The organism is Flavobacterium sp. N502540, from assembly GCF_025947365.1.
GTDB lineage: Bacteria > Bacteroidota > Bacteroidia > Flavobacteriales > Flavobacteriaceae > Flavobacterium.
Window position 1 is genome coordinate 57756 of the sequence record NZ_CP110012.1, and the last position, 14495, is coordinate 72250.

At 38.5% G+C, this 14495-nt stretch carries 9 protein-coding genes; 7 read left to right on the forward strand and 2 right to left on the reverse strand.

From position 1 onward, the window contains the following. Positions 1-169: 169 nt before the first annotated feature. Complete coding sequence (gene cobA / locus OLM58_RS00305) at positions 170-958, reverse strand: uroporphyrinogen-III C-methyltransferase (protein WP_264530721.1); 789 nt, start codon at positions 956-958, stop codon at positions 170-172. 6 nt (positions 959-964) lie between these two features. Beyond that, complete coding sequence (locus OLM58_RS00310; protein WP_264530722.1) at positions 965-1537, reverse strand: molybdenum cofactor guanylyltransferase; 573 nt, start codon at positions 1535-1537, stop codon at positions 965-967. A 1089-nt stretch (positions 1538-2626) separates the two neighbouring features. Between OLM58_RS00310 and OLM58_RS00315 the strand changes: the two genes are divergently transcribed. The 7 genes from OLM58_RS00315 to OLM58_RS00345 all read left to right on the forward strand — a co-directional run bounded on the left by OLM58_RS00315 (position 2627) and on the right by OLM58_RS00345 (position 14336). Continuing rightward, positions 2627-5758, forward strand: coding sequence for a SusC/RagA family TonB-linked outer membrane protein (locus OLM58_RS00315; RefSeq protein ID WP_264530723.1), 3132 nt, complete (start codon positions 2627-2629; stop codon positions 5756-5758). 15 nt (positions 5759-5773) lie between these two features. Beyond that, positions 5774-7246 (forward strand): RagB/SusD family nutrient uptake outer membrane protein, encoded by a 1473-nt coding sequence (locus OLM58_RS00320; RefSeq protein WP_264530724.1) that lies wholly within the window; start codon positions 5774-5776, stop codon positions 7244-7246. Between the two features lie 28 nt (positions 7247-7274). Next, complete coding sequence (locus OLM58_RS00325) at positions 7275-9194, forward strand: arylsulfatase (protein WP_264530725.1); 1920 nt, start codon at positions 7275-7277, stop codon at positions 9192-9194. Positions 9195-9389: 195 nt separating this feature from the next. Then, complete coding sequence (locus tag OLM58_RS00330; RefSeq protein ID WP_264530726.1) at positions 9390-10460, forward strand: sterol desaturase family protein; 1071 nt, start codon at positions 9390-9392, stop codon at positions 10458-10460. Positions 10461-10464: 4 nt separating this feature from the next. After that, a complete protein-coding gene (locus OLM58_RS00335; protein ID WP_264530727.1) occupies positions 10465-11184 on the forward strand; it encodes a thioredoxin domain-containing protein in 720 nt (239 codons plus the stop codon). Between the two features lie 42 nt (positions 11185-11226). Then, positions 11227-12489 carry a YeiH family protein gene (locus OLM58_RS00340; protein WP_264530728.1) on the forward strand — a complete coding sequence of 421 codons (1263 nt, stop codon included), beginning with the start codon at positions 11227-11229 and terminating at the stop codon, positions 12487-12489. 191 nt (positions 12490-12680) lie between these two features. Further along, complete coding sequence (locus tag OLM58_RS00345) at positions 12681-14336, forward strand: arylsulfatase (protein ID WP_264530729.1); 1656 nt, start codon at positions 12681-12683, stop codon at positions 14334-14336. Positions 14337-14495: the final 159 nt, after the last annotated feature.

Below are 14495 nucleotides of genomic sequence, written 5' to 3' on the forward strand. Positions count from 1 at the left end.
TATTCAGAAAGGTTTGACTTGATAAAAGTTGAACCTTTTTTATTTTAAGAAGCAAACAACTAAAAGGGCTGAAAGCCCAATAGCACAATCATACCGCAATGCACTATGTTGCTGCTAGGGTTCTTTCGGAGCAACCATTTATACTGATCCCACTTAACTCTTGTCTCCTTTATAAATTTAAATTCTGAAAAATAAATTCATCGTCAAAATGCTCCTGAAAATAGGAAATCCAGTCTGAAGTGTTTCTTACTACTTCACCAATTACAATAATAGCAGGTGATGTCATATTTTTTTCAGAAGCCAATTTTACAATGGTATCGATGGTTCCGACTACTTTCTGTTCCGATTCTTTTGTTCCGTTCTGAATAATGGCAATGGGCAGATTGTCTTTTCTATTCTCCTGATAAACCGATATGATTTCAGTTAGTTTATGCATTCCCATCAAAATAATTACGGTCGCTGCCGATTGAGAAGCCAAATGAATATCCTTAGATAACTTATGGTCAGAAGTCGTTCCTGTAATGACCCAAAAACTTTCAGCTACTTTACGCTGAGTTATGCTAATTCCAGCCGAAGCCGGAACTCCTAAAGCAGATGAGATTCCGGGAACAATGTCCGTTTCAATTCCAAACTGTTCTGCAAATTCAATTTCTTCACTTCCTCTTCCAAAAACAAACGGATCACCTCCTTTTAAACGAACCACATGTCCGTAACGTCTTGCCATCGAAACAATCAATTCGTTAATCTGATCCTGTGTGTAAGCATGACAGCCTACTCGTTTTCCAACAAAAATAATTTCGGCATTTGAGGCGTATGCTAATAATTCTTCATTGACTAATGCGTCATACAAAACTACTTTGGCACTTTTTAAAACTTTTATTGCTTTCAGGGTAATCAGTTCGGCATCACCCGGTCCTGCTCCAACTATCGTTAACTTTGGTATTTTCAAACTTTGCATAACTGTTTAACTTAGATTGACATTCAAATCGTCTAATTCGTCAGCCGAATTAATTCTGCTCAGGTGAAAAGTTTCACTTTCTTCCAGATTAATAATTTGATGCGGTATTCCTTCTAACAAATCCATCACTTTTAATTCATTCGTATCAATGGCTTTTTTAATAAAAGGAATCATTATTCTCGAATAAATTCCGATTAGCGGATGCATGCGGCTTTCTGAAGCAAAAACTGTAATTCCGGCTTCTTCCGTATGTTTAGAAAGGAGCTCTTTCAATAATTCTGTTGAAATTAGCGGAATATCACAACTCAAAATCAGATTAAATTCAGTTTCAGATTGTAATAAGGCTGTATAAATTCCTCCTAACGGACCTTTATCTGCAATAACATCCGGTATTTTTGGATAAACGAGATAATCATATTCTTTAGATTCCGTGATTAAAACAATCTTTTGAGTTACGGGCAAAATGGCTCCGATAATGTGTTCTATAAACGGCTTTTTTCGAAACAAAACCAATCCTTTCTCCGACTGCACCTGAGAACTTTTTCCTCCACAAAGAATAAATGCTGTTAGTGTTTCCATGATTTTATTATTTTGTTTCAAGTTTCAGGTTTCAGGATTCAGGTTTCAGGTTTCAGGTTTCAAGTTTCTGGTTTCTGGTTTCAAGTTTCAAGTTTCAAGTTTTAGGCTTCCTCGCGATCTGGTCACTAAAATCAAAAACTCACAACTCATAACTATTAACTACCTCATCTTTCACCCTATAAATTTAGCTTAATTCTTTGGAATAGCTCTTTAAAAATCAATTTGGTTTACTGATTAGCACTTATAACGGATTGATTTATTTCTACATTTTAAAGATTTTGACTGGTTCGAAATGCTCTCTCCTTATTAACCTATAGGAACCTTTTTAGACTAAAAAACACTTTATCAGACGTTTTTGCATTATTTAAAAATTAGGTAAGACATTAAAAACTAGAAAACTAAGTATAAAGTACTACATTTTTTAACAAAAAAAATGCAAGCTATTATTTTTAAATCCCTTCAAAAAAAATAATTAAAATATTAAAAATCAATACATTAACAACTTAAAAACAACACAAAAAACTTCTTGATTTGCACTTTCTTTAAAAAAAATAAACAAATTTTTGGATTTTATTATATTAAAATTAACTTTGTCTATAGGATTAGTAGAGTTTAAAATAATAGTTGAAACCAAAAAAATCATATTTTGAAAACAACCGAAAGCAGATCGTATTACATTCTTCCTAAAAAATATACCTATAACACTTTTTGTTATATGTGCATCTGTTGCTAAACCTCTGCCCTTTTTTTCGTTTGCCTTCGATTTCTCTTTTACATCGAATCGTTTTAAAAACGAATTTTTAAATACACAAGATTCCATATTGAAATTTCAAAGTCGGTTTGACGCATTCGTTTGTGTCAAAAAGAGCACTGAAACTATACCTATATCTTAAAAAAAAATGACTAACCATTAAAAAAAACAAAATGAAAAACATGCATAGCTGTTGCTGTAAATAAAAAAAGCCATTTCTGCGGCAACAGAAATGGCAAGGCTTAAAGAATATTTATCACTAAACCAAGAATACGATCAGAGAGTTGAAAATTCAACTTTCAGGGCTTCTTGTTAATTACTTAAACCAATACAAAGAAATGAAAAAAAAATTAAAAATATACTCATTCTTATTTCTCCTGCTCCTATCCACGGGAATTAATGCTCAAAACACAACACCTCTTATCCAATCGAAACTCGACGGAACGGTCGTAGATGATATCACCAACCAGCCTATTATTGGCGCTTCGGTAGTGATTAAAGGAACTACACACGGCGTACAGACGGATGCCGAAGGAAAATTTTATTTTCAAACCGGACAGAAATTCCCTTACACCTTAATTGTAACCTACATTGGGTACAAAAAATCAGAGATTATAGTCGAAAAAAATCCGATCACTATTCATTTAAAAGAAGAACGTCAGGAACTGGATGAACTGGTAGTTGTTGGGTACGGATCTCAAAAACGAAAAGACATTACAGGTTCGGTCGCTTCAGTTCCAAAAGCCAATTTAAGTCAGGTGACCTCATCGGCAGATAACTTACTTCGAGGTGCTATACCGGGAGTGGTAGTTACACAAAGTTCGGGTCGTCCCGGTGCCTCATCCAGTGTTCGGATTAGAGGTGGAAACTCAATTACAGCTGGTAACGAACCGCTTTATGTGGTGGATGGAATTTTAATTTATAACGACAATAATAATAGTACGGCCGGAGTTGCCAATGCAGGAGCTACTGTCAATGTCCTGTCGACGATTAATCCCGGTGATATCGAATCTATTGAAGTACTAAAAGACGCTTCAGCAACTGCTATTTATGGATCACGCGGGGCAAACGGCGTGGTGATTATCACTACTAAAAAGGGAACAAAAGGTCAGGATAACATTTCTTATCAGGGCTATATTGGATTTCAGAATGTGTCGAAAAAGCTAAACTTAATGAATGCCAGCCAATGGGCTAGCTTACGCAATGATGTTCAGGCCAGTATTGGTCAGGCGCCTTCTTTTTCTGCTGCTCAGATCGAAGCTTTAAAAACTTCGGGAGGATACGACTGGCAATCGGCTGCTTTTAGAACTGCGGCACCGATTCAAAATCATCAATTGTCCTTTTCAGGAGGGGATGATCGTTCAAGATATGCGATTTCGGCGGGGTATTTTCAACAGGACGGAATTGTAATTGCTTCCGATTTTAAACGTATTTCGTTACGTGTCAACTACGAAAGAAACTATTCTCCCAATTTTAAATTTGGGGTGAATGCCAACTACAGCAATTCTGTTGCCAATGGTATTGGTACAAATGGCGGTTCATCGGCCGGAAGACAGCCTAATCCTTTAGTAGTTGCTTTGTATCAGCCACCCGTAGTTCCGATCAAAAATCCTGACGGAAGTTATAACCTGACCAATAATCCCTATGCAACGGCTGTAAACGGGATAATTGCCAATCCCATAAATGATCTGGTGAGCACCACCAACGAAACTAAAATCAACAGGATTCTGACCAGTTTATTCGGTGAATATAAAATCACCAAAAAACTGACAGCAAAAGTTGCGGTTAGCGGTGATGTCATCAATACCAAGCAAAATTACTACGCTCCGGCAACCACCACTACAGGTGCAGGAACAAAAGGCTTTGGTTCTGTTGGAGACCGATTGGTGAGCTCTGTATTGAATGAAAACACTTTGAACTATAACACTAATTTTGGTGATAATCATAAATTTTCAGCCTTAGGCGGGTATACGCTTCAGTACACAAAAGGGGAAGTGGTGAATGCAGGAGCTCAATTCTTCGTAAACGATGCCAATACTTACAATGCTTTGCAAGACGGTGTTCCGCTAAAACCCTCTACGGATGCTTCCGAAAGTGTCTTAAAGTCCTGGCTGACCAGGGTGAATTATTCGTACAAAGGAAAGTACAACTTTACGCTTTCCGGCCGTGCAGACGGATCTTCAAGATTTGGTTCAAAATCACTTTGGGGTTATTTCCCTTCAGCGGGATTTTCCTGGAATATCACAGAGGAATCTTTCGCAAACCATATTAAAGGCGTAACGGAAGCTAAACTAAGAATAACAGCCGGAACTACCGGTAATCAGGAAATTGGAAATTACCTTTCTCTGGCTCAAATGGGTTCTGTAAATTATGCTTTCGGAGGAACACTGCAAACCGGTTTAGCTCCTACCCGACTGGCCAATTCAGATTTAAAATGGGAGAAAACAAATCAATATAATGTAGGATTGGATTTGTCTTTATTAGACCGAAAAATCAATTTTGCATTTGATGTATATTACAAAAAAACAAACGATTTACTGATCAATGTGCCTGTTCCGCTGATTTCAGGATATGCAACTGTACTTCAAAACATTGGCGGTGTTGAAAATAAAGGTATCGAAATTGGTCTGATCACGGAAAATCTAAAAACAGAAAACTTTTCATGGAATTCTAACTTTGTTTTCTCTGCCAATAAAAACAAAGTAGTGGCTATCGGAAACGGTGTTGATCAATTTTTTCCTGTAGTACCAAACGGATCTTTATTACAGCAGCAACCCGTAACCGTAAAAGTAGGATTGCCTCTGGGAACTTTCTGGGGATACAAAACCAATGGCATTTTCCAGACGCAGGAAGAAGTCAACACTCAACCTAAAATCAACAGTTTAGCCAATACAAAAGTTGGAGACCGAAGATATGTAGATACTAACGGAGATGGTGTAATTACAGCTCTTGACAAAGGAAATCTTGGAAGTTCACAACCAAAATTTGTCGCAAGCTTTAGCAACACAATTGCCTATCATGACTTTGATCTTAACTTTTCTTTTCAGGGATCTTATGGCGGTAAAGTATTCAATGCTTTAAATCAGCAATTGGAAATTTCGACTCTGGGAACCAATGCGAATGTTACTTTAGACGACCGTTGGACATCAACAAATCCGAGCAACGAAGTTCCAAGAGCAACCAGTTCTCCATTGGGGATTGTTTCCGAACGGTATGTTGAAGATGCTTCTTTCTTAAGATTAAAACTAATCACTCTGGGCTATACTTTACCGAAAAGCCTTTCCAAAAGACTGGGTGCTAAGAGCGTTAAATTTTATGTCTCTGCCGAAAATTTAATTACATGGACCAAATACACGGGATACGATCCTGAGGTAAGCTCCTACGAACAAAACAACTTATACCCGGGAATTGATTTTGGCGCTTATCCCAATTCAAAAACATTCATCTCAGGCCTGAACGTAACTTTTTAAGTAAAAAAATATAAAATGAAAAAGATTTTTATAACATTCCTATTGAGTGCCGGACTATTGGTATCGTGCACCGATTTAGAGGTCACACCTACCTCATTTGTAACCGAAGACAACTACTTTAAAACTCAGGACGATGCTATTGCAAGTGTGACTGCTGTTTATGCTTCATTGAGCCTTGATCCGGGAGAACAGAGTTTATTTGGAAGAAATTTATATTTCTTGACCGATATGGCTTCGGATTATGCTGCAGCAGGAGTTTCGGCAACCAATCCGCAGGTGAGAGCTTTAAGCAGCCTGACTCATGATGCAACTTCTGATCGTGTTCAGGTGGCGTGGCGTCAAATCTATTCCGGAATAAACAGAGCCAATGTTGCTATCGATAATATACCAAAAGTAGCCGGTTCAGACGTTGTTAAAAACAGATTGATTCTCGAAGCTAAATTCATCCGAGGCTTATTGTATTTTCAGGCCGTACGACTTTGGGGCGGAGTTCCAATTGTATTGCACGAGCCTACTTCTATTCAATTAGAAAGTTTAAAATCGAAAAGAGCCACTGTAGCAGAAGTTTATACTCAGATTATTTCAGATTTAAAAGATGCTGAAGCTTTACCATCCACTTATCCTGCAACTGATGCCGGACGTACTACATCGGGAGCGGCAAAAGCCATTCTGACCAAGGTTTATCTCACGAGAAAAGACTATCCGAATGCTATTTTAAAAGCCAGAGAAGTGATCAACGGCGGATATGGATATGCACTTTTTGAAAATTTCCAGGATATTTTCACGAAAACCAAAAAGAACGGGAAGGAACATATATTCTCTGTTCAGTTTGAACCCAACCAAGCTGGAAACGGCTCCAGCGGAAGTACTTTTCAGGCCACTTCTTTTACCGGATTCACTGCTACAGAACCTGCCGATATTATTTCGGATGTTGCTTTGTTTTATGATATTTATGCTGCCGGAGATACTAGAAGGGATGTAAGTTATGCCAAACAATTACCAATTCCCGGTACCGCAAACGTATATACTTTTCCGAAACCGATCTTCAAAAAGTATCTGGATTTAACTAATCTGGCCACACCTTCCAACGTAGCCATCAATTTTCCGATAATCCGTTATGCCGACATTTTATTGTCTTTAGCGGAAGCTATAAACGAACAGGGAGCACCAACGCCCGAAGCCTACGAGTTAATCAATCAGGTAAGAAGAAGGGCTTTCGGGAAACCAATTAACACACCAGATGTTACGGTTGACTTGACCGGATTAACGCAAACGTCTTTCAGGGCTGCCCTACAGGAAGAGCGCAAAAAAGAATTTGTTCAGGAAGGACAGCGCTGGTTTGATTTGGTTCGCTGGGGAACTTTGGTTACTGAAGTCAAAAAAGTACTGGCCAAAAATTCTGTTTCCGAACGAAATAATTTATACCCAATTCCACAAAGCGAACGAAACATCGATCCAATCGGATTACCACAAAACCCCGGATATTAATTAACACAACCCTAAAAACTAATAGATTATGAAAAATTTCAAACCCAATAGTAAAATTAAAAGTCCGCAAAAAGGACTTTTATTTACTGCGTTGCTTGCAGCACAATTTAGTTTTGCGCAAAACAATCCGAATGCTGATTTTAAAGGCGTTATAGGAAAAACTTTAGCCGATTCAAAAGAATATTGGCCTGAGCCTGTAAAAGCACCGACGGGTGCTCCAAATATTGTCTGGATCTTACTGGATGATGTTGGATTTGGCGCCTCTAGTGCTTTTGGAGGCCTTATTCAAACGCCCACTTTTGACAATCTGGCTAATAATGGTTTACGCTACACCAATTTTCACACTACAGCCATTTGTGCTCCTACGCGTTCTGCTATTTTAACCGGAAGAAATTCGGGGAAAGTACACGTAAGCGGGTTCTCTCACACCGTTTTATCGGCTGGTTTCCCTGGTTGGGACGGAAGAATTCCATCTGATAAAGGTACGATTGCCGAAATCCTGAGAGACAAAGGATACAATACTTTTGCCGTAGGAAAATATGGTTTGACTCCTGATGAAGAAGCGACTGATGCCGGACCATTTGACAGATGGCCTACCGGAAAAGGCTTCGAACACTTCTTTGGTTTCTTAGGATCACAAACCGATCAGTACAAACCGGATTTGGTAGAAGACAACGCACATGTTACTCCTGACGGAAGACATTTAACCGACCAGATTACAGACAAAGCCATTAGCTATATCACCAAACAGCACAAGGCCGCACCAGACAAACCTTTCTTTTTGTACTATGCACCGGGCGCTGTTCACGCACCTCATCAGGTGGCAGAATCCTGGAGCGAACCTTACAAAGGAAAATTTGATGAAGGCTGGGATGCTTATCGCGAAAAAGTACTGGCCAACCAGAAAAAATTAGGTGTAGTTCCTGCTAATGCTGTATTACCCGAACGTAACCCGTTGATTACGGACTGGAAAAAACTAACACCCGATCAAAAGAAAGTGTACGCCCGATTCATGGAAGTCTATGCCGGATATCTTACCTATACCGATCATGAAATTGGACGTATCGTCGAGCATTTAAAACAAACTAATCAACTCGATAATACTTTAATTTTTGTGGCAATTGGTGACAATGGTGCCAGTAAAGAAGGTACTACACAAGGTACGATCAACCAAAGTCTGTTTGCTCAGGGCGGATCTGATGAAGAAAATCTTCAGAAAAACTTAAACAACATTGGTGAAATCGGAACGGCAAAAGGACTCAATACCAATTATCCGTTGGGATGGGCTCAGGCCACCAATGTTCCGTTTAAAAACTGGAAACAAGATGCACAATCGGAAGGGGGAACGCGTAACCCATTGATCGTTTTTTATCCGAAAGGAATTAAAGACAAAGGCGGAATCAGAAATCAATACAGCCACGTAACCGATCTGTTACCGACAACTTTAGACATTGCCGGAATTAAAGCTCCGGAATATATCAGAGAAATAAAACAGGATGCCATTCAGGGGTCTACCTTTTATGCTTCGCTAAACGATGCCAAAGCACCTTCATTGCACACCGTTCAGTACTACTATATTTTCGGAAACAGAGCCATCTACAAAGATGGCTGGAAAGCGGGAGCAGCTCACCTGCCGGATTCTTTTGCGGTAAAAAAATCGTTGGGTAAAAACGAAAAACCGGCCGAAAGTAATTTTGACACAGACGTATGGGAATTGTACAACCTGAACGAAGATTTCAACGAACGTAACGATCTGGCTAAAAAATATCCTGAAAAATTAGCCGAACTTAAAAAACTGTTTGATGAACAAGCCAAAGAAAACAATGTTTACCCATTGATTGACTGGCAGGATGTGTACAACAGAAGAATACACAACACCACAGCCGACAAAGGAAAAACACTACAGGATCTCATCCAACAGGCTACCAGACCCGGAAATTCAAAATAATTAACCCAATAAAGACTCAGGTCTTTTGTCAATGTATTAAAGACCTGAATCTCTTTTAATTCCAATCCACATGAAAAAAGCAGATTATGAAATTATAGGAAAAAAAATACTCGTGGGAGCGATTGTTTTTTTAGTCCCGCTACTCATACTGGCTGGAGGTTTAACTTTAATTAGCAACTTTTTAAAATAAAAATCATGGCAGCAACAGCTTATAATTCAAAAAGTAAACTAACCAGAGATTTAAGTATTAGTCTCTTCATTTATGCACTGCCTGTCCTGGCAATCTTTCTGTATTTCAAATTAACAAATGGTGCGATCGCACAATCACACATTGCCTTACCATCATTTTTAGAATTTATCAAACCGGCTTTCGAAAACATCAGAACCTGGGGATTAACAGCTTTTATGGTGATTCTGGGTATTATTGAATTTACAGCAGGTTTGTACGATGATCAATGGACGGGTCAGGAACGCAAAGTAGATATCATTTGTTTTCTGGCTCCTAAATTGCTTTTGCCTCCGGTAATTGCTTTTTTCAGTCTTACTGCATTGCCGTATTTAATTCCCAATCTTGCCAACTCGCTTTCATGGGTTCCGTTTTGGGGAGGTTTTTTCCTGATCGCAGTAGCCGATGATTTAACGCAGTATTGGTACCACCGCTTACACCATCAGGTTCCTTTTTTATGGCGTTTTCACCGAACGCACCACTCCGCTCCGTACATGGGCATGGCGATGGCTTCCAGACAAAACTTTATTTATACGGTTTTCTTTTCGCAGATTTACCTAACGGCAACTTTAACTTTTTTAGGTTTAGGATTGCCCGCTTTATTTGTATTGGTCATCAAAAGTTTTATCACTTTAGGCGCTCACTCTAGTATTGCCTGGGACAAACCCTTTTACAAATACAAAGTTTTACATCCGATTGCGTGGGTTTTAGAGCGTCTTATTTCGACTCCTGCAACTCATCACGCACATCATGCGGATACCAGCGGTGATGGTATAGGGCATTTTAAAGGGAACTTTGGTAATATGTTTTTTATCTGGGATATCATTTTCGGAACAGGTTTAATCACCAGAAAATTTCCAAAATCGTACGGAATGAAGTCTTACAAACAAGAAGAATGGTACGCACAATTTCTTTGGCCCATCTTCAAATCTAAAAAAGAAGGAAGCGCTTTGGCTGAAGGAGTCCTGGCAGTTCCAATACGACAAAAAGTAGAAAAAACAGTACCCAATCCGGCTTACTATGAGCAGGTTCAATCTTAAAATCATGATACAAAATAAAACAATCCAAAACAGTATCGCCATTGTGATACTGTTTTTATCCGGAATTAGTTTTGCACAGCAAAAATCATCCAACACCGTCTCATTAGACGTTTTTTACGCTAAAATTCAAAGCGAAAAAAAACCACAGATCATTGATGCCCGGGGTCCTGAAGAATTTGCTCTTAATCATATCAACGGAGCACAAAATTTTAATTTGGAATCGAAAGATTATGCCAAACGTATTGCTGCCTTAGATAAAACAAGACCTGTTTTTACCTACTCCATTGGTGCAGGCCGAAGTGTCTGGCTCGCAGATGAACTACTAAAAATTGGTTTTAAAGAAGCTTATAGTTTAGAAGGTGGAATTGCCAACTGGATTGGAAATGGGAAACCCTTTTATGCCAATTCAAAAAGCAAATTAACCTTAGCCGAATACAATAAAATCATTACAGAAAACAATGATGTTCTTGTTGATATTGGTTCCATTTACTGTGGTGCCTGCAAAAAGGTAAAACCTGTTTTAGAAACCATCAGAGCACAACACGGAGCTAATTTAAAAATCGTTGAAATTGATTTGGAAGACAGCCCTCAGGTAATCGCCGACTTAAAAACTGTAAAAGTTTTCCCTACTTTGATTTTATACAAAAAAGGCAAAATTGTTTTCAAAAAAGAAGGCCTCGGGGATTTAAAAAATGATGTCAATGTTGCTTTGGCTTCCAAATAAAAACCGCTAAATAATCGCATACAGTAAATACAACCCTTAAAAATGTCAAACCAAACCAAACAATTTACCCTTCACGAAGACTGGACGGTTGTGATCCTTGGATTTATCATCATCGGAATTTCCCTTTTTTTATTTCTTCCTGAGATTCCAACTTTCAAATGGTCAACGGGATCAGATTTAGTAGTGGATGTACTTAATTTCGGAAACCTGAAAATCCTCGGATTGCAATTTATTTATTTGATTTTCGTGGGAACCCTGGGGGCTTTTTTGATTGGAAAATCAGTCAAAAACTTTTTACTGGGTTTTCCAATCGTTTATCTGTTAACCATTTTTGCCTTGGTGATCTCCGGAAATACCACCATCAAAGGTCTCAATCTCGAAGCGGTGATTTTTAGTTTAATCATAGGTCTCTGTCTGGGTAATTTTTTCATCCTTCCACGGTGGTTTCGTTCCTCACTTTCGACAGAAGTTTTTGTCAAAATTGGCTTGGTATTACTGGGAACCACTGTTATTTTCTCAGACATTCTAAAAGCGGGTTCACTTGGGCTTATTCAGGCATTAGTGGTTGTACTGTCGGTTTGGTACTTTGCCTTCTGGCTGTGCAAAAAATTAAAAGTTGACGATGAATTAACTATGATGATTTCCAGTGCAGTTTCGATTTGCGGAGTTTCCGCGGCAATTGCGACTTCGGGTGCCATCAAAGGCGATTCAAAAAAACTGTCTTACGTGATTTCTATTGTTTTGGTCACCGCAATACCCATGATGATTTTCATGCCTGTAATTGCTAAACATTTCAACATTCCTGAAGAAGTAACCGGAGCCTGGCTGGGCGGCAGTATAGATACTTCGGGAGCCGTTGTAGCTTCGGGTTCCCTGGTAGGCGAAACCGCTTTAAAAATTAGTACAATTGTCAAATTCTCTCAAAATGTACTCTTAGGATTAGCTGCTTTTGCCATATCCGTTTACTGGACATATACTCAGAACAAATCAGAAGAAGCTGTTGCAGCAAAACCAACCCTAGCTGTTATATGGGAACGTTTTCCAAAATTCGTCATCGGATTTATTGCCGCTTCACTCCTCTTTTCCTTTTTTTTGACTGCCGAAGTGAGAGACGAAGTAAAAGACAGCTTAAAAAATCTGCAAGGCATTTGGTTTGCCCTGGCTTTTACCAGTATCGGACTGGAAACCAAATTTAAAGATTTACTGGGCAATACCAGCCGAAAACCTTTGTATGCCTTTTTAATAGCACAATTGTTCAATATCATTATCACGCTGATCATTGCTTTTTTACTTTTTAAAGAATAACAATCTGAATCATTTTTTGAACACTTTAGAACGTAACTTATTGTATTTAAAACACATTTCATTAAAAATAAATCGCAGAGTTGTTCTAAAAAATCATAATTTACTCTACTTTTTTTAAGCTATGTTTCTATATCTCAAACCGATTCAACAAAAGATAAAACCAGTTTCAGCAACTCACAACATGAATTAAAATGAAAAAAACACTTCTCACACTCCACCTCTTATTTTCGACAGTACTTTTCGTTTCCGCACAAAACAAAACCACTACTCATTCTTCAAAACCAAATATCATCCTGATTCTGGTCGACGATATGGGCTATTCTGATTTAGGTAATTATGGTTCTGAAATTAAAACACCCAATCTCGATCAATTAGCCAGTGAAGGTTTACGTCTTCGCGAATTCTATAACAACTCGATTTGCGCACCTACCAGAGCCTCTTTGTTAACAGGACAATACCAGCACAAAGCCGGAATGGGATTTTTTGATATCAATCTGGGCCTGCCGGCTTATCAGGGATACCTCAACAAAGAATCTTTGACACTAGGAGAGGTTTTCCGTTCGGGCGGTTACAGCACGCTGCTTTCGGGAAAATGGCACGTGGGTTCCGAAGATCAGTCGCAATGGCCCAACCAGAGAGGCTTTGATAAATTTTATGGTATCTTAAAAGGAGCTTCCAGTTATTTCGACAGCAAACCTCTGCCTTTCGGAAAAACACCTTATCCGGTAAAATTACTTCGAAACAATGAAGAACTCCATCCTAAAGACGATTCGTATTATTTTACCGATGAAATCGGAAACAACGCGGTGACTTTTCTCGACGAACAAAACAAAGAAAATAAGCCGTTCTTTCTGTATTTAGCTTTTACCGCTCCACACTGGCCACTACAGGCAAAACCAGTCGACATTTCCAAATACAAAGGGAAATTTGACGAAGGCTGGGATGTTTTAAGAGAAAAAAGAATCGAAAAGCTAAAAGCAAATGGCATTTTATCCGCCAATCAAACCGTATCACCAAGAGATCCGGAAGTACCGGAATGGAACAAACTTACCTATGACGAAAAACAATTCTGGAAAGCCAAAATGGAAGTTTATGCCGCAATGGTAGACAATATGGATCAGAATGTGGGTAAAGTTTTGAATAAATTAAAAGCATTAAAAAAAGATAAAAACACCCTCATTATATTTATTTCAGACAATGGTGCGCAGGGCGGTTTCAATACCTACAATCCATTAGGCAGAGGTTTGGTCCGAAATGATGGACCAATTGGAACTTCAGGTTCATTCGATTATCAGGAGCAAAACTGGGCCTATTTATCGAATACTCCTTTACAACAATACAAAAACAATATGCACGAAGGCGGCTTCAGTTCTCCATTTATTGCCTGGTTTCCTTCAAAAATAAAAGCAGGCCGTATCGATAAAGGTACCGGACACATTATTGACCTTGCTCCTACTTTTTATGAATTGGCCGGAATTGAATATCCAAAAGAATACAATGGTGTGAAATCTAATTCGTTGCCAGGGAAAAGTCTTCTGCCAGTTTTATTCGACAACGTTTCCGAGGTCAACAGAGGAGCACCGTTATTTTGGGAAAGAGCCGGAAACAGAGCGGTACGGGATGGAAAATGGAAACTGGTATCGATTTACCCCTCTTATGAATGGGAACTCTATGATATCGAAACAGATCGCGGTGAAACTAATAATGTAGCCAAACAAAATCCCGGTATTGTCAATAAACTATCAGCTGCCTATTTTGACTGGGCCGATCAGACCGGAGTTGTAGAGTATAGTAAATTTAAGCTAAAACCGGAAGTAATGCCCGGCGGAGCATCTCTAAAAAAATAATTGCTTTTTTTAATATTTTGAGTAGTTATTTCCAAAAGCGGTTGTTTCAATACAATCGCTTTTTTTTGTCTTAAAAATTAAACTTTAAAAAATAATCAAACAAAACCTTAAATATCACACATAAAACTACAATTTTAGCTAAATATTAATATTTAAAAT

Coding starts and splice junctions, on each gene's coding strand:
- cobA (WP_264530721.1), bottom strand. CDS start 958: ATGCAAAGTTTGAAAATACCAAAGTTAACGATAGTTGGAGCAGGACCG.
- OLM58_RS00310 (WP_264530722.1), bottom strand. CDS start 1,537: ATGGAAACACTAACAGCATTTATTCTTTGTGGAGGAAAAAGTTCTCAG.
- OLM58_RS00315 (WP_264530723.1), top strand. CDS start 2,627: ATGAAAAAAAAATTAAAAATATACTCATTCTTATTTCTCCTGCTCCTA.
- OLM58_RS00320 (WP_264530724.1), top strand. CDS start 5,774: ATGAAAAAGATTTTTATAACATTCCTATTGAGTGCCGGACTATTGGTA.
- OLM58_RS00325 (WP_264530725.1), top strand. CDS start 7,275: ATGAAAAATTTCAAACCCAATAGTAAAATTAAAAGTCCGCAAAAAGGA.
- OLM58_RS00330 (WP_264530726.1), top strand. CDS start 9,390: ATGGCAGCAACAGCTTATAATTCAAAAAGTAAACTAACCAGAGATTTA.
- OLM58_RS00335 (WP_264530727.1), top strand. CDS start 10,465: ATGATACAAAATAAAACAATCCAAAACAGTATCGCCATTGTGATACTG.
- OLM58_RS00340 (WP_264530728.1), top strand. CDS start 11,227: ATGTCAAACCAAACCAAACAATTTACCCTTCACGAAGACTGGACGGTT.
- OLM58_RS00345 (WP_264530729.1), top strand. CDS start 12,681: ATGAAAAAAACACTTCTCACACTCCACCTCTTATTTTCGACAGTACTT.